Source organism: Corynebacterium sp. HMSC072A04 (assembly GCF_001809235.1).
GTDB classification, from domain to species: Bacteria; Actinomycetota; Actinomycetes; order Mycobacteriales; family Mycobacteriaceae; genus Corynebacterium; species Corynebacterium hiratae.
This window is the reverse complement of record NZ_KV796793.1, coordinates 1-20,445: the sequence shown is the minus strand read 5'-3', so window position 1 is coordinate 20,445 and position 20,445 is coordinate 1. Positions and strand designations below refer to the sequence as shown.

At 59.0% G+C, this 20,445-nt stretch carries 21 protein-coding genes and 1 pseudogene; 8 read left to right on the top strand and 14 right to left on the bottom strand.

Going from position 1 to position 20,445, the window contains the following annotated elements:
• Positions 1–21 precede the first annotated feature (21 nt).
• From HMPREF2565_RS07950 to HMPREF2565_RS07940, 3 genes are all read left to right on the top strand, one after another.
• The gene (locus HMPREF2565_RS07950; protein WP_070700497.1) at positions 22–906 is read left to right on the top strand and encodes a glutamate ABC transporter substrate-binding protein; all 885 of its coding nucleotides are present in this window, start codon (positions 22–24) and stop codon (positions 904–906) included.
• Between the two features lie 75 nt (positions 907–981).
• Positions 982–1,668 (top strand): glutamate ABC transporter permease GluC, encoded by a 687-nt coding sequence (gene gluC, locus HMPREF2565_RS07945; protein ID WP_049157556.1) that lies wholly within the window; start codon positions 982–984, stop codon positions 1,666–1,668.
• Positions 1,668–2,606: an amino acid ABC transporter permease gene (locus tag HMPREF2565_RS07940; RefSeq protein WP_070547114.1), complete on the top strand. Its 939-nt coding sequence runs from the start codon at positions 1,668–1,670 to the stop codon at positions 2,604–2,606. The genes gluC and HMPREF2565_RS07940 overlap by 1 nt, the downstream gene beginning before the upstream one ends.
• Positions 2,607–2,612: 6 nt before the next feature.
• Here the strand turns inward: HMPREF2565_RS07940 and recX are convergent, their stop codons facing one another.
• The 3 genes from recX to HMPREF2565_RS07925 all read right to left on the bottom strand — a co-directional run bounded on the left by recX (position 2,613) and on the right by HMPREF2565_RS07925 (position 5,117).
• The gene (gene recX, locus HMPREF2565_RS07935) at positions 2,613–3,206 is read right to left on the bottom strand and encodes a recombination regulator RecX (protein WP_046649358.1); all 594 of its coding nucleotides are present in this window, start codon (positions 3,204–3,206) and stop codon (positions 2,613–2,615) included.
• 9 nt (positions 3,207–3,215) lie between these two features.
• The gene (gene recA / locus HMPREF2565_RS07930; protein ID WP_046649357.1) at positions 3,216–4,349 is read right to left on the bottom strand and encodes a recombinase RecA; all 1,134 of its coding nucleotides are present in this window, start codon (positions 4,347–4,349) and stop codon (positions 3,216–3,218) included.
• A 258-nt stretch (positions 4,350–4,607) separates the two neighbouring features.
• The gene (locus tag HMPREF2565_RS07925) at positions 4,608–5,117 is read right to left on the bottom strand and encodes a hypothetical protein (RefSeq protein WP_128081875.1); all 510 of its coding nucleotides are present in this window, start codon (positions 5,115–5,117) and stop codon (positions 4,608–4,610) included.
• Positions 5,118–5,228: 111 nt separating this feature from the next.
• On the opposite strand from HMPREF2565_RS07925, the gene HMPREF2565_RS07920 reads away from it, so the two are divergent.
• The 3 genes from HMPREF2565_RS07920 to HMPREF2565_RS07910 are packed head-to-tail and all read left to right on the top strand — an operon-like array spanning position 5,229 to position 7,118.
• Positions 5,229–5,801, top strand: coding sequence for a biotin transporter BioY (locus HMPREF2565_RS07920; protein ID WP_046649355.1), 573 nt, complete (start codon positions 5,229–5,231; stop codon positions 5,799–5,801).
• A gap of 5 nt (positions 5,802–5,806) precedes the next feature.
• Positions 5,807–6,499 (top strand): energy-coupling factor ABC transporter ATP-binding protein, encoded by a 693-nt coding sequence (locus HMPREF2565_RS07915; RefSeq protein WP_071407113.1) that lies wholly within the window; start codon positions 5,807–5,809, stop codon positions 6,497–6,499.
• Positions 6,500–6,503: 4 nt separating this feature from the next.
• Entirely contained in the window at positions 6,504–7,118 is a 615-nt protein-coding gene (locus tag HMPREF2565_RS07910; protein WP_071407112.1) for an energy-coupling factor transporter transmembrane component T family protein, read from the top strand.
• A gap of 3 nt (positions 7,119–7,121) precedes the next feature.
• Here the strand turns inward: HMPREF2565_RS07910 and HMPREF2565_RS07905 are convergent, their stop codons facing one another.
• The 4 genes from HMPREF2565_RS07905 to pgsA all read right to left on the bottom strand — a co-directional run bounded on the left by HMPREF2565_RS07905 (position 7,122) and on the right by pgsA (position 9,530).
• Positions 7,122–7,958, bottom strand: a complete 837-nt coding sequence (locus HMPREF2565_RS07905) for a PspA/IM30 family protein (RefSeq protein WP_046649352.1) — start codon at positions 7,956–7,958, stop codon at positions 7,122–7,124.
• Positions 7,959–8,064: 106 nt separating this feature from the next.
• Complete coding sequence (locus HMPREF2565_RS07900; protein ID WP_049157573.1) at positions 8,065–8,412, bottom strand: helix-turn-helix domain-containing protein; 348 nt, start codon at positions 8,410–8,412, stop codon at positions 8,065–8,067.
• 45 nt (positions 8,413–8,457) lie between these two features.
• The gene (locus HMPREF2565_RS07895; RefSeq protein ID WP_049157575.1) at positions 8,458–8,943 is read right to left on the bottom strand and encodes a nicotinamide-nucleotide amidohydrolase family protein; all 486 of its coding nucleotides are present in this window, start codon (positions 8,941–8,943) and stop codon (positions 8,458–8,460) included.
• Complete coding sequence (gene pgsA, locus HMPREF2565_RS07890) at positions 8,940–9,530, bottom strand: CDP-diacylglycerol--glycerol-3-phosphate 3-phosphatidyltransferase (RefSeq protein WP_198531099.1); 591 nt, start codon at positions 9,528–9,530, stop codon at positions 8,940–8,942. Before pgsA ends, HMPREF2565_RS07895 begins: the two co-directional genes overlap by 4 nt.
• A gap of 47 nt (positions 9,531–9,577) precedes the next feature.
• Here pgsA and HMPREF2565_RS07885 point away from each other — a divergent pair, with 47 nt between their 5' ends.
• Positions 9,578–9,868 (top strand): YciI family protein, encoded by a 291-nt coding sequence (locus HMPREF2565_RS07885; RefSeq protein ID WP_010190299.1) that lies wholly within the window; start codon positions 9,578–9,580, stop codon positions 9,866–9,868.
• A gap of 17 nt (positions 9,869–9,885) precedes the next feature.
• On the opposite strand, the gene HMPREF2565_RS07880 is transcribed toward HMPREF2565_RS07885, so the two are convergent.
• The 7 genes from HMPREF2565_RS07880 to dapB all read right to left on the bottom strand — a co-directional run bounded on the left by HMPREF2565_RS07880 (position 9,886) and on the right by dapB (position 19,715).
• On the bottom strand, positions 9,886–11,004 hold the full coding sequence (locus HMPREF2565_RS07880) for a TerC family protein (protein WP_071407111.1): 1,119 nt from the start codon (positions 11,002–11,004) through the stop codon (positions 9,886–9,888).
• Positions 11,005–11,183: 179 nt separating this feature from the next.
• Entirely contained in the window at positions 11,184–14,414 is a 3,231-nt protein-coding gene (locus tag HMPREF2565_RS07875) for a DNA translocase FtsK 4TM domain-containing protein (protein WP_071407110.1), read from the bottom strand.
• A 77-nt stretch (positions 14,415–14,491) separates the two neighbouring features.
• The gene (locus HMPREF2565_RS07870) at positions 14,492–15,130 is read right to left on the bottom strand and encodes a TIGR03085 family metal-binding protein (protein WP_070516843.1); all 639 of its coding nucleotides are present in this window, start codon (positions 15,128–15,130) and stop codon (positions 14,492–14,494) included.
• 43 nt (positions 15,131–15,173) lie between these two features.
• Entirely contained in the window at positions 15,174–17,237 is a 2,064-nt protein-coding gene (locus HMPREF2565_RS07865) for a ribonuclease J (protein WP_083295551.1), read from the bottom strand.
• 2 nt (positions 17,238–17,239) lie between these two features.
• A complete protein-coding gene (gene dapA / locus HMPREF2565_RS07860; RefSeq protein WP_049157584.1) occupies positions 17,240–18,148 on the bottom strand; it encodes a 4-hydroxy-tetrahydrodipicolinate synthase in 909 nt (302 codons plus the stop codon).
• 71 nt (positions 18,149–18,219) lie between these two features.
• Positions 18,220–18,969 (bottom strand): FAD-dependent thymidylate synthase, encoded by a 750-nt coding sequence (gene thyX, locus HMPREF2565_RS07855; protein WP_070513046.1) that lies wholly within the window; start codon positions 18,967–18,969, stop codon positions 18,220–18,222.
• Positions 18,969–19,715, bottom strand: a complete 747-nt coding sequence (gene dapB / locus HMPREF2565_RS07850) for a 4-hydroxy-tetrahydrodipicolinate reductase (RefSeq protein WP_070513043.1) — start codon at positions 19,713–19,715, stop codon at positions 18,969–18,971. Before dapB ends, thyX begins: the two co-directional genes overlap by 1 nt.
• A gap of 307 nt (positions 19,716–20,022) precedes the next feature.
• Between dapB and HMPREF2565_RS07845 the strand changes: the two are divergent.
• Positions 20,023–20,445, top strand: a pseudogene (locus tag HMPREF2565_RS07845) (HNH endonuclease); the annotation flags it as partial.

Below are 20,445 nucleotides of genomic sequence, written 5' to 3'. Positions count from 1 at the left end.
CACCTCATCAAGGAGAATCTCATGTCCCGCACTTTCAACCGCATTACTGCCACCGCCGCCGCCATCGCCGCATCCAGCGCTCTGCTCGTTGCGTGTGGTGATTCCTCTGACTCCGCCAGCGGAGGCGAGGGCCTTCTCGGCGCTATCGAGTCTGGCTCTGTCACCCTTGGCACCAAGTTCGACCAGCCGGGTCTGGGCCTGCGCGAGGGCGATGGTTCTATGACCGGCCTCGACGTTGACATTGCCACCTACGTGGTCAACCACATTGCCAAGGATAAGGGGTGGGAGGAGCCGGAGATCGAGTGGCGCGAGACTCCGTCCGCGCAGCGTGAAACTCTGATCGAGAACGGCGAGGTTGACCTCATCACCGCAACGTACTCCATCAACGCTTCCCGCGCAGAAAAGGTCAATTTCGCTGGTCCGTACCTCATCACCCACCAAGCGCTTCTTACCCAGGCTGATAACAAGGAGATCACCGGGCTCGAGGGCCTCGACGGCAAGATCCTGTGCTCTGTCACCGGCTCCACCCCGGCGCAGAAGGTGAAGGAGGCTCTGCCCAGCGTGCAGCTGCAGGAGTACGACACCTACTCCTCCTGTGTGGAGGCACTGAGCCAGGGCAACGTCGACGCCATGACTACCGACGCGACGATTCTTAACGGCTACGCCGCCCAGAATCCTGGCAAGTTCCAGGTCGTCGAGTTGGAGAAGGACGGCAAGCCCTTCACCGATGAGTATTACGGCGCGGGTCTGAAGAAGGATGATCAAGAGGCGACAGACGCTGTCAACAAGGCCCTGGAAGAGCTTCATTCCTCCGGCGAGTTCGACAACCTCGTAGCCAAGAACTTGGACAAGGGCGAGGGCATCGACGAGGCCACCGTCGGTGACCTCTCCTTCCTCAACTCCTAAACGCTCGATTAGCCCCCACCTAGCCTGCGCCGAGGACATTCAGCCTCGGCGCAGGCCTGTTAGTAGGAGATTTCTATGGAATCCATGTGGGCCGCACTAGGCCCCGAACTATGGCCAGCCTTTTGGCTCACCATCCAGCTGACGTTCTGGTCTGCCATCGGCGCAATGATCCTCGGCACCATCCTCACTGCCATGCGTGTCTCCCCAGTAAGAATCCTGCGGTGGATTGCCACGACGTACATCACGACGGTGCGCAATACTCCCTTGACTCTCATTATCCTGTTCTGCTCTTTTGGCCTGTACCAGAACCTAGGGCTCACGCTTGCTAGCCGGGACTCTGCGACCTTCCTAGTGGATAACAACTTCCGCCTCGCCATCGTCGGGTTCATCTTGTACACCTCGGCATTCGTTGCGGAATCCTTGCGCTCGGGAATCAACACCGTGGACTTCGGCCAAGCTGAGGCCGCACGCTCGCTGGGTTTGAGCTTCTCACAGACCTTTAGCACGATCGTCTTCCCTCAGGCGGTACGTGCGGCAATCGTCCCCCTGGGAAATACGCTCATCGCGTTGACCAAGAACACCACGATCGCCTCCGCAATCGGTGTGGCGGAAGCTTCCCTACTGATGAAATCCACCATTGAGATGCATGCGAGCCAGCTCTTTGTCATCTTCTTTATCTTCGCGCTGGGCTTCATCATCCTGACCTTGCCCATGGGCTTAGGCCTAGGCAAACTCTCCGAAACTGTGGCGGTGAAGAAATAATGGCTGTACGCGCAACCGTGCTTTATGACGCCCCCGGCCCCAAGGGCAAGCGGCGCAATCTCATCTATACCGTCATCACCGTCGTTCTCTCGCTAGCTGCACTGTATTGGGTGCTGTCTACATTGGGTGAGCGCGGGCAACTCGACTCCGCGTTATGGACCCCTTTTCTTAACAGCCAAACGTGGACCACGTACCTGCTCCCTGGCCTGCGCGGAACGATCCTTTCCGCTGTAGCATCCATCATCTTGGCCATCGTGTTCGGCGTCGTCTTCGGCCTAGGCCGATTGAGCGAGAACGTCATCGTACGCGGCGTATGTGGTGTGGTCGTGGAATTCTTCCGCGCCATCCCCGTCCTGCTGCTCATGATTTTTGCCTACCAGCTTTTCGCCATCTATAACGTAGTTCCGTCGAAACAGCTGGCGTTTAGCGCCGTGGTCTTCGCGTTGACCCTCTACAACGGCTCTGTCGTCGCAGAGATTCTGCGCTCCGGAATCAAGTCGCTGCCCAAGGGGCAAACTGAAGCCGCCCGCGCGCTGGGGCTGTCGCATGGGCAAACAATGCGTACCATCCTGCTCCCGCAAGCAGTAGCCGCAATGCTTCCGGCCCTCATCGCCCAGATGGTTATTGCGCTCAAGGACTCTGCCTTGGGCTACCAGATTGGCTATGTCGAGGTGGTGCGCTCCGGTATCCAATCGGCGTCCTACAACAAGAATTACCTGGCCTCGCTCATCGTCGTTGCGATCATCATGATCCTCATCAACTGGGGGCTGGGCCTCCTGGCCGAACGCATCGAACGTCAGCTTCGAGCGGGCCGTGCGCGCCGGAACATCATCGCTAAAGTTCCGGAGCAACCAGACCAAGGCTTGGACACCAAAGACCAGGTCAACGTTGATTGGCACTCAGAAAGCTATACAGAAATCCGCAACCCGGACGAATAGAAACAGCTAGGAGAGCTCGGCGATGCGCGCATCCAGCACTTCGATGGAAATACGCATCACCAGCTCCTGGCGATAGCCGCGCCGCGCGAGTGTTCCTACAATGCGACGCAGGAACTTGTCCCTCTCATGGCGGTCGGCGGGAACACTCTTCAAGGTTCGCGCCTTTTTCTCCGCTACGCGGCGCGCTACGGCCTCCTCAGATTCCTCGGTAATCTGCTCTAGGGCCGCTGCGCGATCGGCGGCCTCAACACCCTTCTCCTTGAGTTCCACATTGAGGGCACGGGCCGACTTACCGCGCCGCGCGTGGCGCTGCCGCACCCACTCCTTGGCGAAGGTTTCATCATCAACGAGCCCCACCCCTGCAAGGTCATCGACCACGTCCTCGACCACATCGGGCTCAAAGTCCGCCGCGACAAGCCGGTCACGCAGTTCCTTGCGGGAACGTGCACGTTGATCTAGCAAGCCTAATGCTCGGGAGCGCACGGGCGCCTTCGCTGCTTCAGCATTCGCATCAACAAGCTGGCCACCCGCGTCCCCCGATTCATAGGACTCGAGAGCTTGACGTAGCTTCTCTAGCTTCTCTGGTGAAGGTTGTGCCATTGCGCCTGTTTAGTCGTCGTCGAAATCGACGTTCGGTACCAGATCCACAGCCTCATCCGTCAGCGGATCGTCTGCACCCGGCACATCCATGGCGACGTCCTCACCAGCTTCGGCTGCGGCAGCACCCACGCCGAGCTTGACGAAGATCTTCTTCTCAATCTCATCCGCCAGATCGGGGTTGTCCTTGAGGAAGTTGCGGGCCTTTTCCTTGCCCTGTCCCAGCTGATCGCCTTCGTAGGTAAACCACGAGCCAGATTTCTTAATGAACCCGTGTTCGACACCCAAGTCAATGATGGAAGACTCGCGCGAAATGCCTTCGCCGTACATGATGTCGAACTCAGCGATCTTGAACGGCGGGGACACCTTGTTCTTCACCACCTTGAGCTTGGTGCGGTTACCGATGGCATCCTGGCCGTCCTTCAAGGTTTGGATTCGGCGGATATCGCAGCGCACAGAGGCGTAGAACTTCAGCGCCTTACCACCCGTGGTCGTTTCCGGCGAACCAAACATCACGCCGATCTTTTCACGCAGCTGGTTGATGAAGATGGCGGTAGTCCCAGAGTTGTACAGAGCACCCGTCATCTTGCGTAGCGCTTGGGACATGAGACGGGCTTGGAGGCCAACGTGGCTATCTCCCATCTCGCCCTCGATTTCCGCCTTGGGCGTCAAGGCGGCTACGGAGTCAATCACGATGATGTCGATAGCGCCGGAGCGCACGAGCATATCTGCGATTTCCAGAGCCTGCTCGCCGGTATCCGGCTGGGAAACCAAGAGGTTATCCGTGTCCACGCCAAGCAGACGCGCATACTCAGGATCGAGCGCGTGCTCCGCATCAATAAAGGCCGCGATGCCGCCGTTCTTCTGCGCCGATGCGATGGCGTGCAGAGCAACGGTGGTCTTACCCGAGGATTCAGGTCCATAAATCTCTACGATGCGACCGCGCGGGAAGCCACCGACGCCCAGCGCAATGTCGATGGCCGTATTCCCGGAGGAAATGGCTTGGATTGGCGGGCGGTCATCGTCACCAAGACGCATGACGGCTCCTTTGCCAAAATCCTTCTCAATCATCGCCATTGCGGCATCGAGGGCTTTCTGACGATCATCGCCCTTGCTAGCCGCCGAGGACTTCTTCTTCGTAGCCATTTATTTCCTCACTATCGTGCGTCAGTTAGTGTGCAGTGCTGTATGTCATTAAATGGGGGCACCTAGTTAGACTGCCATGAAGCAACTTCGGTTCCCAGGCCCGTCGCATTGTGTTTTCCGGCATCGTTGCGGTTCCATCACATGCCACGAAAGTACCCTAACGTTTCCACCAGACCACAACCCACAATACACACACAAGTGTTCGATTGCCCATTCAAGCAGCGCGCGTGTCTGAGACCTAATCCAACGCCTCGCCACCTAATGAAGTTTCCACGGACCGCCCTGCTCTGCACGGACGAAAGACACCTGCTCATCGGCAGGCAGTACGGCAACTACCCCGCCCAGCGCGCTACAGACATCCAGCTCATCAAGAGAGGCCCTGCTGCTCACATACTTCGACGCTCCACGCCCCTGCGCATCCCGATAAATCTCAACACTCCCCGAGCTTGGCGGCACCCATTCATCATCCTCGTCGGTACCGCCCTGCCAGGTTCCTCCACTAGCGTTTATGACATCCTCCTCGACAGCCCCAGGACAGATAAAGATCACGCGGTGATATTCGGAATCGAAGATGTCGCCGACGCGCATGTCGACGCTGCCAGGCTCCCCCTCCTCCACCCCGGCCGCTTCTTCGATATTTTCGATGACATTCGCGGAACCTATCAACGAACATCCAGCCACGCTCCCCAGCGCTATACCGGAAAGAAGCGCTACCACACTGACACGAGCAAGCCCTAAGACATGCTCCATCTTCTTTCTATTTGCCATGCCTCGAGATTACCCCGTTCGGGGTAGTTTCAAGCCCTAAAAGCCGTGCTTGAACACTGTTCAAAAGTGCCTATTTGCTGCATTATTAAGCTACTAGATAAACTTTGGCCCATGAAAAAGAATTCCGTCGCGACTGATATCGCGTACGTCGCGGTCTTCACCGCGCTCATCATAGTCTTTGCGTTCGTCTCTATCCCTACGCCTACCGTGGGCGTGCCCATCGTTCTTCAAAACGCCGTCATCATCCTGGCTGGCCTCGTCCTTGGTGGCCGCCGTGGCTTTTTCGTCGGTCTACTCTTCATAGCTCTCGGCCTCGTCGGCCTTCCCATCCTTGCCGGCGGCCGCAGTGCCCTGAGCGCCATTGCCGGCCCCACCGTGGGCTACCTTGTCGGTTACGTCGTCTCACCCGCCATCGCCGGCTTCATCGCCTACCGCGCGCCGAGAAGCAAAGGAGGCATGACGGTAGTCCTCGCCATCGCCGGCGTCGTCGGCCTGGCCGTGCAGTACTTGTGCGGCATTATTGGCCTGATGGTCCGCTCTGACATGTCCTTCGGGGCGGCCGCCGTGGCTCAGGGCCCGTTCGTCATCCCCGATCTCATTAAGGTCGCCGTGATGGTTGTCATCGCCGTCGGTGTCCACGCAGCATTCCCCGACCTGATGGGTCGCCGCACCAAGGCAAAGTAGCACCAGTGCCGCAGATTGATTTCCGCAACGTTTCCGTCACCTTCGACGAAACAACGGTGCTCAAGGATATTTCTCTCTCATTAAACGAACAGCGCATCGGCATCATCGGTGCCAATGGTGGCGGGAAATCCACTCTTGTCCGGCTCATCAACGGTCTTGGTGAACCTTCACGTGGTGAAGTCTTGGTGGACAACGTGGACGTCGCCAAGCGCGGCAAGGAGATTCGCCGCCAAGTGGGCTTCGTGTTTTCTGATGCGGAGAACCAGATCGTCATGCCGCACGTGCGCGATGACGTAGAATTCTCCCTTCGCCGGCTCAAGCTGTCTCGTAAGGAGCGCACCGCGCGCGTCGACGCCGTCCTCGAGCGCTTCGGCCTGACGCCGCTAGCTGAGCAGTCCCCGCACACTCTCTCCGGCGGGCAGAAGCAGCTCCTCGCGTTGGCGGCAGTGCTTGTCATGGAACCCACCGTCATCATCGCTGACGAACCCACGACCTTGCTAGATCTGCGCAACCGCGATCGCATTCGCCGCGAATTTGCGCAGCTTGAGCAGCAACTCATCGTGGTTACCCATGACCTTGACTTTGTCTCTGATTTCGATCGCGTTCTGTGCATCGATAACCACCACGTCGTAGCCGACGGATCTCCCGACAAGGTCATTTCCTTCTACACCGAACTCATGAAATCCCGCCCGCTCTAGAGTCATGCCTAAAAACATCCCCCTCGGCTACTACGTCGACGCCGATACCATCATTCATCGCATACCGGCCGCGGTGAAATTCCTCGTGCTCATCGGCTTCATCCTCGTGACCTCGCTCGCCGTGCACACGCTTTCTTGGGCGGCGGCCAGCCTCTTCCTCCCACTCGTGCTCTTTCCCGTCGCCCGCATCCCGTTTCGCGTCGCACTCGGACAGCTTGTTCCTCCGCTCTACCTCCTCGTTGCGCTCGCAGCTTTTCAGTGGTGGCAGAAGGATTTGCTGTCGGCCGCGATCATGTTTCTCACCATCTACGCAGCGATCAGCGCGGCGGTGCTGCTGACGCTGACAACGAAGGTGTCGGAGATGATGGACTCCCTCGACCGCGCCCTCGCGCCCCTAGGGCGGCTGGGCGTCCCTGTTGAGAACATCACGCTGGCCATGTCTCTCACCATTCGTCTGCTCCCGCTCATGCTGGGAACAGTCGTCGAGGTACTGGACGCACGAAAAGCCCGGGGTGCCACGGCATCTCTAACTGCCTTTGGCACCCCGGTTATCATTCGCTCAATCCGCCGAGCACGCGCGATGGGTGAGGCGCTTCAAGCCCGCGGCGTCGGCGACTAAGCCTTATTCTCCGCGCAACTCGCGTAGGCGAGCCTGGACGGCATCGTCCTGCACGTTCGGCTGAGCCTTAGCCTCTGCCGAACCGATTGCCTGCTGGGAGTTTCCCTCCACTGCCTTCGGGTTGTTCATCTCCGCGCGGATCTGCTCGAGACGGGAGTGGCCAGCCAGTTGCACGCCAGCCTGCTCGATCTCCTGCATGCGGTTAGACACTGAGTTCTCGGCGAGCTCTGCCTGGCCCAGGGCCTTGGAGTAGCGGCGCTCAATCTTGTCACGCACAGCATCCAGGGAAGGCGAGTTACCGTTTGCGGAGAGCTCGTTCATCGAGTTGAGGGACTCGGAGACCTTCTCCTGCATCTTGGCCTGCTCGAGCTGCGACAGCAGCTTGGAGCGCTCGTTGACCTTCTCACGAAGCGCCATGCCGTTGCGTTCAACGGCCTTCTTGGCCTGCTCCGCCTGCTGTAGAGCCTGATCGTGGAGCTTCTTAGTGTCCTCAACAGACTGCTCAGCGGTAACCAGCTGGGCAGCGAAGGCTTCAGCCGCGTTTTCGTACTCGGTCGCCTTCTGTGCATCGCCTTCGGCACGGGCCTTGTCCGCAAGGCTCAGGGCGTTACGGGTATTCTGCTGCAGCTTTTCAATCTCACTCAAACGACGGTTCAGCTGCATCTCCAGCTGGCGCTGATTACCAATGACCGCAGCGGCCTGCTGTGACAGCTCCTGGTGCTGGCGCTGCGCCTCCTCGATTGCCTGCTCAATCTGAACCTTCGGGTCGGCGTTCTCCTCGATCTTGGAATCAAAGAGAGCCATCAAGTACTTCCAGGCTTTTACGAATGGGTTCGCCATAACAGGAGGTGCCTTTCTCAGCAGTTCGTTGTGTCAATAAGGTGTGTAACAAGAATATTTCCTGCCTGCCTAATAGTAGCGAAGCAGACAGTATTCCGTTGCGGTTCTATAGTTCCGATGCAGCGGGTGCGGTGGATGCGAGCTCCTCATCCATCGACGGCAACGCCATGTAGCCGGCCGCCTCAATGAGGACATCGGAGACGCTGACATCGAGTGCATGGCAGACAGAGGCCAGCAGCTCGGAGGAAACCTCCTTGCGGCCACGCTCCAGCTCCGAAAGATATCCCGGGGAAACACGCGCCACACCGGCGAGTTCGCGGAGGGTCACGCCTTTATCCGCGCGGAAGGCGCGAAGCGTTAATCCGAGGGCCTCACGCAGCAGCGGTTCAGGAGTCCGCGTCGACCGCGCCGGGGACTGGGTGGGTTTATCGAGTAGTGCAACTGAAGTGTTCATCACCCCGTACAACGGCTCAGCAGTCGTACTTGTTCCCACAATCAACTAATTTTCTTCAAGAGTTGATAGGAGAAGACTCAATGCCGCCTCAATGGCAGCGAAACGAATCGCGTTGCGCCCCTCAGCAGGAAGCTCATAAAGGACGCCGCGCTTGGCGACGCCCCCGCCACCCCTCCCGCATAACCCCACGTACACCGTGCCCGCGGGTTTGCCTTCCTGGAGGTCCGGCCCGGCTACACCAGTCAGCCCTACCCCCCAATCTGCACGCGTTTCAACGACCGCCGCCTCAGCCATCTGCGCAGCAGTCGCAGCAGACACCACGCCTTGCTCCTCAAGTTCTTCCACGGTGGTGTTGAGAAAATGAGCCTTGACCTCTGTCGCATACGTCACCAGCCCACCCCGCAGCACCGCCGAGGCTCCCGGGATGCACGCCACAGTCGCAGCGGCTAGACCAGCAGTAAGGGACTCACAGAACGCCACAGTTTCACCGCGTTCGCTGAGCGTGGATACTAGTTGCGCCTCGATGCTCATTGGTTCTCCCTATGGCCATCAATGAGGTACTGGATGCCGGTCAGGACGGTAACGAAGGCGGCGGCCAACATAACGAGGAGGCTCGGAAGGTCCATCCACCCTGGCAGCGGACAAAGATACAACGCCACCGCCACAGTCTGCAACGCTGTCTTGAGCTTTCCGCCTTGGGAAGCCGGCACCACCTTCCCTTGACGCAGCAAGAAGAAGCGCCAAATCGTAATGCCGAATTCGCGAAACAGAATCAGCACGGTGATCCACACCGGCAAAGCCCCGGTGATATTGAGGCACACGAGGGCCGCGGTCATCAGGGCTTTATCCGCGATCGGGTCCGCAATCTTGCCAAAGTTAGTGATGAGTCCCCGCGCGCGTGCAATATCGCCATCCAACTTATCCGTGAGCATCAAGAGCGCGAAGCAGAGGAAAGCCCACCATTCATGGCCGGCGAGCACCAGCCAGGCAAACAGGGGGATAAAGAGGATGCGCAAACTAGTCAGGATGTTGGGCAGGTTCCAATTGGAGACCTCGGGGTTTACATCCGTGGTTCGAGATTGGTTGCGCGCAGCCTGAGAATCATTCACGCTCTTCATCCTACCGTGGCCTCCCTGCCACTCGAGCGAGCACTACCATGGTCGGTATGAAGTATTTCGCAGTTTCCTATGAATACAATCCGTCTAACCCGGTTATTGCTGAGGTTCGCCCGAAGCACCGCGAATTCATCGGCGCACTCCACGACAAGGGCCAGATCTGTGGCTCTGGCCCCTACACCGATTCCAAGGGCGGGGCGCTCATCGTCCTGCAATTTGAGGATGAGTCCGTAAAGGTGGCCGATGTCATCGCCCTCATGGACCAGGATCCCTTCTACACCGAAGGCGCTGTCACTGGGCGCGCTTTCCGCGAGTGGAATCCCGTTATTAATTCCTTCTAAATCCCCGCGGCCCGAGTTTAAGGCAGCTCGGACTTGGGAAGTTCGTCCGCCTTGCCGACGAGCTCGCCCTCCTTGTTGCGAACGATCTTGTTGCCATAATCGTCCCAGTCGTAGTGGTTGTGGGAAATCACCACACCACCCTGGGCTTGGTCGCGTTTGTCCTTCCACACCGACAACAACACCGTCACGAAGAGGACGCCAACGATGACCAGCAGCGACACCATGGTCGTAATTTCCGGTACCGCACTGACATTCTCGCCGCCGTTGATGAAGGGCACGTTGTTCTCATGCAAAGCGTGGAAGAGCAACTTGACACCGATGAACAGCAAGATGATACCCAGGCCATAAGGCAGGTAGACCAGGCGGTCCAACAGGCCATCAATGAGGAAGAACATTTGGCGCAGCCCCATGAGAGCGAAGGCATTGGTGGTGAAGACGAGGAAAGGCTCCGAGGTAATGCCGTAGATAGCTGGGATGGAGTCGAAGGCAAACATAACGTCGATCAGCCCGATAGCCGCCAAAGCAACGAAAAGCGGCGTCAGGGCGAATTTGCCCTTCTTCTCACCGGATTCCTCACGGTGGGTGAGCTTGTCACCGTGGTAGCGCGGGGTCACATGGATCACTTTGCGCAGCCACTTGACTACCAGCATGTCGTTGGGGTCGGTCTCGGGCGTCCCGTTGATCTCATCGATGAGCAGCTTGACTGCGGTGTAAATAAGGAAGATGGCAAACAGGTAGAAGACATCCGACCATGCCGCGATGATGGCCGCGCCCATCAAGATGAAGACAAGGCGGAAAACCAGCGCTAGGACGATACCGATGAGCAATACCTTCTGCTGATACCTGCGGGGAATCTTGAAGGAGCCCATGATGAGCGAGAACACGAATAGGTTATCCACGCTCAAAGCCTGTTCCGTCACCCAACCGGTGTAGAACTGTGCCGCGTGTTCGCTGTCCCACAGCACCCATACAACTCCGCCAAAGACAACGGCGGTGGCCATGTAGAACAGAGTCCACCCACCGGATTCCTTGATGCTGGGCTCGTGGGGTGAGCGGACGTGGCTATAGAAATCGAAAATAAAGAAGCCCAAGATCACCGCGATGGTGATGGCCCAGACCCATAGTGGCACATGCATAATGAGTTATCCCTCCGGTCGACGAGACAATAAAGACCGGAGGTCTCCCCCGCTAACGGGCTCTATGCGAAGTCCCGCTAGCCGGCGCGACCGGGAACTGTACCGCAGTTGCCGTGTTGACGATCGACGCCGTGGATTGGGGTACTCCCCTCCAAGACTCGTCCTATCCTACACGGAACTTAGAACGCACCTGTGGAGGGGTTAGCGGAGATTTCTACGGTGCGGGTATCGGCTGCAGCGTCGTCCGTCCCGCCGGCACCTTCAGCGTCCTGAACCTCCTTCGGGGCCTCGGCTGGGTCAGCGCCCTTGATCATCCAGATGATGGTGTCGAGCTCCTCCGGCTTAACCAGCACCTCACGGGCCTTGGAGCCCTCGGACGGGCCCACCACGCCGCGCGATTCCATGAGGTCCATGAGTCGGCCAGCCTTGGCAAAACCGATGCGCAGCTTGCGCTGGAGCATCGACGTCGAGCCCAGCTGGGAGGTGACCACGAGGTCGACGGCCTCCAAGAGGTCATCCATATCCTTGCCGATCTCCTCGTCGATCTCCTTCTTGGCCTCCGACGCCTTATCGTCCGTCACACCTTCGGTGTAGTTCGGTGAGCCCTGTGCCTTCGCGGCGTCGACAACCGCCTGCACCTCCTCGTCTGAGACGAACGCACCCTGCATACGCACTGGGCGGCCGCCCTGCGGGATGAAAAGGCCATCGCCCATGCCGATGAGTTTCTCGGCACCACCCTGATCCAGGATGACTCGGGAGTCCGTAAGCGAAGACGTCGCGAACGCCAGGCGGGAAGGAACGTTGGTCTTGATCAAGCCGGTGACCACGTCCACGGACGGGCGCTGTGTTGCGAGCACGAGGTGGATACCCGCCGCACGGGCCTTCTGGGTAATGCGGACGATGGAGTCCTCGATCTCCTTCGGTGCCGTCATCATGAGGTCTGCGAGCTCGTCCACGACACACACAATGTACGGGTACGGGCGCATCTCCCGCTGGGAACCGGCAGGAGCCTGGTATTCGCCACTGCGGACCTTACGGTTGAAGTCCTCAATCTTGCGCACGCGGGCAGCCTGCATGTCCATGTAACGCTGCTCCATCTCCTCCACCAGCCACTGCAGGGCCGCCGCTGCCTTCTTTGGCTGCGTAATGATCGGGGTGATGAGGTGCGGAATACCTTCGTACGGTGTGAGCTCCACCATCTTCGGGTCCACGAGGATGAGGCGAACGTCTTCCGGCGTCGCGCGGGTCAACAGCGAGACCAGCATGGAGTTCACGAACGCCGACTTACCAGAACCGGTTGCACCAGCCACGAGCAGGTGAGGCATCTTCTTTACGGAGAAGGAGGTGTACTCGCCTTCGATATCCTTGCCCAAGCCAATCAGCATCGGGTCATGGTCGGCGCGCAGCGCCGGGGAATCAAGCACATCGCGCAGGCGCACCATCTCGCGGTCCGCATTGGGCACCTCGATACCGACGGCGGACTTGCCCGGAATCGGGGTCAGCAGGCGCAGATTATCCGTCGCCACAGCATAAGCCAGGTTGGACTGGAGGTTTGTAATCTTCGAAACCTTAACGCCTGGGCCCAGCTCGATCTCGTAGCGCGTCACTGTCGGACCACGGCTAAAACCGGTGACCTGGGCATCGACTTTGAACTCCTCGAAGACCTCGGTGATGGCCTCGATGATGCGATCGTTAGCCTCCGTGCGTGCCTTCGCAGGTTTGCCGGCGGTGAGCAGGTCCGTCGTCGGCACATCGTAGCCGCCGCCCAGGGCAGTGTCTTCCGCACCACTCGGGGCTGCGGGTGCTTCTTCGGCTACGCTCTGGGCTTCATCCTCAATCTTGGCACCCGTTCGCGCATCACGTCCGGATCGTTCCTGGAACATGCGCACTGCCTCGGAATGAGCGGCGGAGACCACGTCCTCTCCCGCTGAGCCAGCCGACGCTGCGCTTGCCGACGCCTCGGCAGCCGCCGCTCCCAGTGCTGCACCGGCGGCACCGCCGACGTCCACGCGGGGACGCTTCATCGGTGTTGGCTTGGGCTCTGGCTTTGGTTCGACTTTCTGCTCCGGTTGCGGAGTTGGCTGCGGGGCTGGCTCAGGATCCGGTACGACGGGGAACTCGTCGGTATCATCCGCGCGGCTATCAAAGCTCGGGCGGCCGTGCTGTACGGGCTCCTGGCTTACTGGCTGAGCTGCCGAGTCGAAAGAGACGGTGGCATTGTCATCCAGAATCTGCTTTGGCATCGGCTTCGGTGTCTGCTTCGGGCGCGGTCGCGAAGTGTATGCCGGGCGCACAGGACGCTCACGCCCCTCGGCGATGGCGTCGATGTCATCGCTGACGTAGTCGTAGTCGTCCGCGGGGGCGTCGTCAAGCAGCTCCTGATCTGAACGATTCTTCCTGTCACGCAGGCCGCCGACGAGCGCCGCACATTGCGCGGCCACAAAATCATATGCTTCACGCAGGGTGATGCCCGTGATATTGAGTGCCCCATACACAATGAGCAAGAAAAGCAAAGGCACCGCGACATAACTAGAAAAGGCCGCCACCAGCAGCTCGCCGACTCCAAAGCCGATGGCACCGCCTGCCTCCCCGGCGGCGTTGTTATTCCAGGTCAGCTTCGGAAGACCGGCAAAGATGTGAATGAGGCTCAGCATGCACACGACGATGAGGGCCGTGCCGCCCACCACTCGTGGCTTGAAATGGCCCGCCGGACCGGACAGATCCATCATGAGCGCAATGGCGACGGCGACCAGCGCAACGGGAAGAACATAGGCGCCCGCGCCAATCACATAGCGCACAGCGTTGGTGAGGTACTCACCGATAATGCCGGCCACCTGGAACCACGTCGCGCAAGCAAGGATGATGGCCACGCCGATAAGCACAAGAGCCACCGCATCTGGATTGGAGACGCGGATGCTCTTCTCAGTGTGAGCTGGACGCCCCATGACCGTCGTCGGCATCTCACTGTCGACGTCGCGTGCTCGCGTTACCTTGCTCTTTGCCGGAACAGCGCTATCGGCCTTGTTGCTCTTTTTCTTGTTCTTCGCGCGTCCAGAAATTTCCCCTGGCTCCCTCAACTCGTCGTAATCATCGTAGGCACCCTCGTCATGAGCAGCATCGTAGGCGGAGTCATAGAGGTCGTCATCTCGACTCCCCGCATCTACCGGCTTGAGACCGGCAAGGCCGTGCCCGACCCCTCGCGCCATGCTTCCCACGCCTCGGGCGGTAGCGCCAAAAACGGTTCCCAGTCCTCGGCCAACGGCGCGAAAGGCGCTGCCGGTCCTCTCTTCGGAGGTCTCGGCAGCGCGGGTTGCGGAGGTCAGCGAATAGCTTGTGCGGCCGGACGGCCGCGACCGATTGGCGGTGCGACCTCGGCCGGAGGCGCGAGACGGAGCGTTCTTGACAGACATGCCTGCCACTTTAGTAGCAAACACACCATTAACAACATGCGCCACACGCGTGCACTGAAGATTTTAGACAGTTCAGCCTACAGACTTGACCTAACGACGGCGGATGAATCCCCGTCAATCTCAACGCGAGCCGCCTCGCGGCCGAACGCCCATAGGAGCAACTCGGAAACTGCCCCACGGACCCGCACCACGTTGTCCCCCTTCGCTGCCACACGATGTTTATCCGCCGCGACGAGTGGCGCAAACCCAGCCGGCTCCAGCACTACCGGGAGGCGAGAGTGCGCCAACAGCCTTAACCCGAGAAACTTTAGCGGTGCGAGCAACTCCTTCTGCACCGCTAGCGAGAAATCACGCGGTTCGCTGTGCGCATTGGCCCGGCGTAGGTCTTCGTGGTGCACAAAATGCTCTGCGGTGTTGAGCACTGAATCCACGTAGCGCAGAGGGTTGAGCTTTCCCAATCCCCTACCCCAGTCATCCACCAGTTCCTCAAAATCTCGCGCACGGACTTCCTCCATGATGCTGTCCGCATGGGAAGTCAGCGCTGGAACAAAAGAACTGATGACGACGTCGGGCCGGTTTTCGCGGATCCAGAGGTGCGACACGAGGTCGCGGGCCGTCCACCCTTCGCACAACGTTGGAGCATCGGGACCAAGTTCACGGAATAACGCCACCATCTTGGCGCGTTCTGCTGAGGAAAACGACATGCGCCCCAGCATACCTACCAGAAGCAGGAACGCTGGGGCACTGTCTACCTAGACGTTAGAGCGATTCACGGGAGGCGTGAACTTCATCGTCGTCAGGCATCAGGACATCCGAGTTCGTCGGCACGATGGTCGGCAGAATGACCGGCTCGCGCTTGTACTTGGAATCCATGAGCTTGGATACCTTGCGGCGCAGCTTCTGCACCATGCGGTAGGTATCGTTCTCGCCCTCAGCGGCGAGATCGTTCATCGTGGACTCAACCAACTTGGCAACCTCCGGCACGATGCCGCGGTCATCGTCAGAGAAACCAGTGGTGGATACAGCCGGATGCTCAAGCAGCCGGGACGTGCGGTTATCAATCACACAGGTGATGGAAACGACGCCGCCAGAGCCGAGGTTGGTGCGGTCTGCCAGGGTATCTGCGTCGACGTCACCCATGGAGACGCCATCGACGTAGAGGTTACCCACGGTAATCTGGCCAACAACCTCTGCACGGCCGTTGCGCAGATCAACGACAACGCCGTTCTGTGCCAGAACCACGCGGTCGCGGTCAACGCCAGTGGAGACTGCCAGTTCCTTGTTTGCACGCAGGTGACGCCACTCGCCGTGGACCGGCATAACGTTCTTCGGACGCGCAGCGTTGTACAGGAAGAGCAGCTCGCCGCCGTAGCCGTGGCCGGAGGCGTGAACCTTGGCTTCCTTGTTGGTGATAACTTCAGCACCAATCTGGGAGAGCATGTTCATGACACCGTAAACGGCCTCTTCGTTGCCCGGAATCAGGGACGAGGAGAAGATGATGAGGTCGCCGTCGCGGACGGTGATCTGACGGTGCTCACGGCGTGCCATGCGTGACAACGCAGCCATTGGCTCGCCCTGGGTACCGGTGGTGATGAGCAAGACCTTGTGCGGTGCCATCTTGGCAGCCTCGTCGATCGAGATGATGGTTCCGCGCGGAACCTTCAGGAAGCCCATCTTCTCGGCGATTTCCATGTTGCGCATCATCGAGCGGCCGTTGAAGGCAACCTTGCGGCCAGCATAAACGGCGGCGTCGATAGCTGCCTGTACACGGTACACGTTGGACGCGAAGGTTGCGATGATGACGCGCTGCTTAGCATTGGACACCAGGCGGCGGAAGGTAGCCGGGATATCTCCCTCGGATGCGGAAACGCCCGGGATGTTCGCGTTGGTGGATTCGCAGAGCATCAGGTCGACGCCCTCATCACCGTAGCGAGATAGCGCCGGAAGGTCGGTCGGACGGTTATCCAGCGGGGTCTGGTCCAGCTTGATGTCACCGGTGTGGATGATATTGCCAGCCGGGGTGCCCAGCATGATGCCCAGTGCATCCGGAACGGAGTGGTTAACTGCCCAAAAACGGCAGCGGAACGAACCGTAGTTCACATCCGACTTCTCGTTGACCTCAACGAACTTCGGCTTCTGGCGGTGCTCCTTACACTTCGCCGCAATCAGCGCGATGGTAAAGCGCGATGCCACGATTGGAATATCCGGGCGCAGCTTCAGCAGCCACGGGATAGCACCAATGTGGTCCTCGTGAGCGTGGGTTACAACGAGAGCCTTGACCTTGTGAATCTTCTTCTCGATCGGGCCAAAGTCCGGCAGGATCAGGTCAACGCCAGGCTCACCGGAGGACGGGAAGAGCACGCCACAGTCGATGATGAGCATCTCGTCCTGGTACTCGAAGACGGTCATGTTACGACCGATCTCAGAAATACCGCCCAGGGCATAAATACGCAGCGAATCCTTCTGCTGCTTCGGCGGCTCCGGCAGACGCTTCGTCAGATCCGCGCCCTGCATGGACTTGGGAACGTTGCGGCGGCCACGGTTGTTATTACGGTTGCGATTGTTGTTGCGGCCACCGTTGTTGTGGTTGTTGTTGCCGCCGCGACCGCGACCACGGCCGCCACGGGAACCACGGGAGCGAGAACGGCGGTTGCCGTCCTCAGAATTCGAGTTATTAGACTCGTTCGAATTATTGCCGGATGCAGCCGATTCGTTCGGCGCTTGAAAAACCGGCGAAGCCGCCTCATTCGAGGCGGTCTCAGTCTCCGAAGGCGGACCCGCCTTACGGGTTACCTTGCGGGAGCGATTACGGGATTCAGTCATTCTTAAAGGACTCCAGCCTTTTCCAAATCGTGGCGGAGAGCCTCGATCTCCTCCGCGTCAGCCGCGGTAACTGGGAGACGAGGTTCTCCAACTTCAATACCCTGCAGACGCAGGGCAGCCTTAACAAGAGTTGCTCCTCCGAGGCGGCCTTGCGCCTCGACGAGCGGGGACAAAGTTTTCGCGTTAATCTCTCGTGCACGTGCAATATCGCCTTCATCGAAGGCCACGTAGAGATCAGCCAGGGCGCGCGGAGCGAGGTGACCAATCACGGAAATAACGCCCGAAGCACCGAGGGCCAGCCACGGCAAGTTCAGTCCGTCATCTCCGGAGTACCATGCCAAACCGGTTTCCTGGATAAGCGGTGCGGCTGCTACAAGGTCGCCCTTGGCGTCCTTAACAGCCTTGATGTTCGGCACCTCCGCGAGGCGAAGAAGGGTCTCCGTCTCAATCGGAATGCCCGAGCGGCCAGGGATGTCGTACAGACAAATGGGGAGGTCCACGGCGTCAGCCACAGCAGTAAAGTGCGCGTACACACCAGCCTGGGAAGGCTTGGAGTAATACGGGGTCACGACCAGAAGGCTGTCTGCTCCCGCATCAGCGAAAGCGCGCGCGGCCTCAATACTGGTGGCGGTGTTATTAGTTCCCGCACCAGCGCACAACTTAGCGCGGCCGCCTACCTCTTCCTTTACAGCTGCGAACAGCTCCAGTTTCTCATCCAACGACGTCGTCGGTGATTCGCCCGTGGTCCCAGACAAAATGAGCGAATCAACGCCGTTATCAACCAAATGAGCTGCTAGGCGACGACCAGCGGACACGTCCAAGGCGCCGTCCTGGTCAAATGGAGTGACCATAGCTACGCCTACGCGTCCGAAGGTGTCGACGCCTGCCTGTGCTGTCATACCTGTGCTCATAGGCGTCAAGATTACCTGCTTTCGCCCCTATTGGCCGCATCGGGGTCGTGCGCGAGTCTCCTGCAAAGCCTTTAAGCGTACGGGCTCGAAGCCATTTCGGTGCCGTCAGCCAGGGTGGTGATATGGAAGTCGTCGAAAAGCACCGGCGATTGCTCCCGCAACAGCTTCAAGCACGTGACGGCGAGCTGGCGCATCTCTGTATCGGCTTGTTCAGTCGCCCGCGCGCCAATAAAGTGACGCCACGCGCGATAGTTTCCCGTCACGACGATGCGGGATTCCGTGAGATTAGGTAATACCGCACGCGCTGCTTGTCGAGCCTGTTTCTTGCGCAGCAATGCATTTGGCTCCTCTTCCAACTTGGACTCGAGAGCGTCGAGGAGCTCCTCGTAGACAAACCTCGCTTCGTCGGCCGCCTGGAGGGTCAACCGCGTTAGCTGTTCATCTTCCGCAATGAATTTGGGCAGGACTACCTCCGCCTCCTCGGAATGCACGAAACGTTGCGAGAGCTGCGAGAAGGAGAAATGACGGTGGCGAACCAGCTCATGCGACGCCGACCGCGATAGTCCCCGTATATAGAGCGTCGCCGTAGCATGCTCCAGCAATGCATCGTGGCCTACCTCCAGAATGTGGTGCAGATAGGCCTGATTTGAGGCGGTACGGGGATTCGGCTTGTCGAAGGACTCATAACAGGCGCGTCCGGCAAATTCGACTAGAGCCTCGCTTTCCGACGCCCCCTCATCAACCTCCCAGTCCACTCCTCGCGGCGCATGGAATGCGGTTGCCGCAATGAGCTGGACATCAAGCTCAGAGACCTTTGCCATTACAGCCCCAAGTACTTCTCAAGTCCCACGGTCAAGCCTGGGTGGGATGCGATTTCTCGTACACCCAGCAGAACACCGGGGGTAAAGGAAGAGCGGTCATAGGAATCCTGACGGATGGTCAAGGACTGGCCTTGAGTGCCGAAGATAACTTCTTCATGAGCCACCATTCCCTGCATACGGACTGCGTGGACGTGAACACCATCGACGTCTGCGCCGCGCGCTCCATCGAGAGACTGCTCGGTCTTGTCCGGCATAGCGTCCAAGCCTGCCTCCTGGCGAGCCTTCGCAATACCCTGCGCAGTGTGAACCGCGGTACCGGACGGCGCATCGAGCTTGTTCGGGTGATGGTATTCAACTACCTCGGCACTGTCGAAGAACTTCGCCGCCTGCGCGGCAAACACCATGGTCAGTACAGCTGAAATAGCGAAGTTCGGGGCAATGAGAACGTTGCCGGCGCCCTCTTTCTTAGTCCACTCCTCCACCTTGGCTAGGCGTCCTGCATCGAACCCCGTGGTACCCACAACAGCGTGGATGCCATGTGCGATGCAAAACTCTAGATTGTCCATGACCGATGCCGGCTGGGTGAAGTCGACGGCGACCTCGGCACCCGATTCAACCAGCTTCTCCAACGGGGTCTCGCGGTCGATGGAAGCAACTAGCTCCAAATCCTCTGCCGCATTAACGCCTTCCACGATTGCTTGGCCCACGCGCCCTTTAGCCCCCAAGACGCCTACCTTGATAGTCATTGACAATCCCTTCATACGTGTTCGTGCGGTTAACTGTGCCCAGTCTATCCCTGACACCGGCGAGGTTTCAGACAGGGCTCATTCGGTTGCCTGAGATCCGTAACTTTCCTTCTCTTCGCTACGTCCTTGAGTAGAACCCTTCAACTGGAGTCCATCGAATGTGCTGGCCAATGTGCGGTGGCTACCCCCATTTATAGTAACGACTTGACACGAATTCACTGCAGGCTATGGCCATACGGAGTGTGTGATACTAGAATCATGGTTAGAACATTTCTTCTACAACATGTTTATCTCGGGGGAGATACCCATGACCACTGCCACACGCCCACCAACCTTTTTCTTCTCGACTACTAACCCGAATAACCCACACGCCATGGCCCGCGCGAAAGCACGGCGAGCTGCCTATGACACCTGGGTCGGGGCTATGCCCAGCCTGCAGGCTGATATCAACACCACCGCACTATCCCTAGTTGCTGCCTGGTCACTGCCCGAAGGCCACATCAAATCCGGCCTGCGTGCTATCCACCGGCTAGAAAGTCTGCCGAAAGTCAAAGCCATACAAGACACCCACTGCCTGCTCGACATCGAGTCCCTTATTGCTATTGATCAACCCATGTCAGCATTGACAGCCTTAACAGATGAAACCCTAGACTTTATCGACACTCTTCTGGCTGACTTCTTCACCCCTTCTAAACCGAACCAGGCTTTTCCCACGCGTAGTCAAATCAGG

Coding starts and splice junctions, on each gene's coding strand:
- HMPREF2565_RS07950 (WP_070700497.1), top strand. CDS start 22: ATGTCCCGCACTTTCAACCGCATTACTGCCACCGCCGCCGCCATCGCC.
- gluC (WP_049157556.1), top strand. CDS start 982: ATGGAATCCATGTGGGCCGCACTAGGCCCCGAACTATGGCCAGCCTTT.
- HMPREF2565_RS07940 (WP_070547114.1), top strand. CDS start 1,668: ATGGCTGTACGCGCAACCGTGCTTTATGACGCCCCCGGCCCCAAGGGC.
- recX (WP_046649358.1), bottom strand. CDS start 3,206: ATGGCACAACCTTCACCAGAGAAGCTAGAGAAGCTACGTCAAGCTCTC.
- recA (WP_046649357.1), bottom strand. CDS start 4,349: ATGGCTACGAAGAAGAAGTCCTCGGCGGCTAGCAAGGGCGATGATCGT.
- HMPREF2565_RS07925 (WP_128081875.1), bottom strand. CDS start 5,117: ATGGCAAATAGAAAGAAGATGGAGCATGTCTTAGGGCTTGCTCGTGTC.
- HMPREF2565_RS07920 (WP_046649355.1), top strand. CDS start 5,229: ATGAAAAAGAATTCCGTCGCGACTGATATCGCGTACGTCGCGGTCTTC.
- HMPREF2565_RS07910 (WP_071407112.1), top strand. CDS start 6,504: ATGCCTAAAAACATCCCCCTCGGCTACTACGTCGACGCCGATACCATC.
- HMPREF2565_RS07905 (WP_046649352.1), bottom strand. CDS start 7,958: ATGGCGAACCCATTCGTAAAAGCCTGGAAGTACTTGATGGCTCTCTTT.
- HMPREF2565_RS07900 (WP_049157573.1), bottom strand. CDS start 8,412: ATGAACACTTCAGTTGCACTACTCGATAAACCCACCCAGTCCCCGGCG.
- HMPREF2565_RS07895 (WP_049157575.1), bottom strand. CDS start 8,943: ATGAGCATCGAGGCGCAACTAGTATCCACGCTCAGCGAACGCGGTGAA.
- pgsA (WP_198531099.1), bottom strand. CDS start 9,530: ATGAAGAGCGTGAATGATTCTCAGGCTGCGCGCAACCAATCTCGAACC.
- HMPREF2565_RS07885 (WP_010190299.1), top strand. CDS start 9,578: ATGAAGTATTTCGCAGTTTCCTATGAATACAATCCGTCTAACCCGGTT.
- HMPREF2565_RS07880 (WP_071407111.1), bottom strand. CDS start 11,004: ATGCATGTGCCACTATGGGTCTGGGCCATCACCATCGCGGTGATCTTG.
- HMPREF2565_RS07875 (WP_071407110.1), bottom strand. CDS start 14,414: ATGTCTGTCAAGAACGCTCCGTCTCGCGCCTCCGGCCGAGGTCGCACC.
- HMPREF2565_RS07870 (WP_070516843.1), bottom strand. CDS start 15,130: ATGCTGGGGCGCATGTCGTTTTCCTCAGCAGAACGCGCCAAGATGGTG.
- HMPREF2565_RS07865 (WP_083295551.1), bottom strand. CDS start 17,237: ATGACTGAATCCCGTAATCGCTCCCGCAAGGTAACCCGTAAGGCGGGT.
- dapA (WP_049157584.1), bottom strand. CDS start 18,148: ATGAGCACAGGTATGACAGCACAGGCAGGCGTCGACACCTTCGGACGC.
- thyX (WP_070513046.1), bottom strand. CDS start 18,969: ATGGCAAAGGTCTCTGAGCTTGATGTCCAGCTCATTGCGGCAACCGCA.
- dapB (WP_070513043.1), bottom strand. CDS start 19,715: ATGACTATCAAGGTAGGCGTCTTGGGGGCTAAAGGGCGCGTGGGCCAA.